Source organism: Pantoea sp. OVA07A, from assembly GCF_019969975.1.
Lineage (GTDB): Bacteria > Pseudomonadota > Gammaproteobacteria > Enterobacterales > Enterobacteriaceae > Pantoea > Pantoea agglomerans.
In genome coordinates this window covers 1-522 of sequence record NZ_JAHXYM010000021.1, presented here as the reverse complement: position 1 = coordinate 522, position 522 = coordinate 1, and the positions used below count along the sequence as shown (strand labels likewise).

The following is a 522-nucleotide window of genomic DNA, read 5'->3' as shown; positions in this document are numbered from 1 at the left end:
ATCCTGTTCAATCGCATAACGCGCCATTTTTTCAAATGAAGTGGCACCAATACTACGCTTTGGCTCATTAATAATACGTGCGAGTGATAAATCATCATCATTATTGGAAATAAGGCGCAAGTAGGCAAGTAAATCCTTAATCTCTTTACGATCATAGAACTTAGTACCACGAACTATTTGATAAGCCATATTGGACTTAACAAGCACTTCCTCCATCACACGGGACTGAGCATTTGTACGATATAGTATCGCAAAGTCATCAAATGTACGATCTTCTTTTTGAATAAGCTGTTGGATTGTTTGTACAACGAATTGCGCTTCCTCTTGCTCGTTATACGCTTTGTACAACACAATTTTTTCACCTTCTGCATTTTCTGTACGCAGTTCTTTTGGATAACGTGTTGTATTATTTTGAATGACGTCATTTGCCGCTTGTAGGATGCGTTTTGTTGAACGATAATTTTGCTCAAGCATAATGGCCTTAGCATTCGGATAATCCTTTTCGAATGACAGAATATTGCC

General features: G+C 37.9%; 1 protein-coding gene. It reads right to left on the bottom strand.

From position 1 onward, the window contains the following. On the bottom strand, positions 1-522 hold a 522-nt coding region (locus LC417_RS22280), incomplete at both ends, for a 3'-5' exonuclease (RefSeq protein ID WP_304622698.1).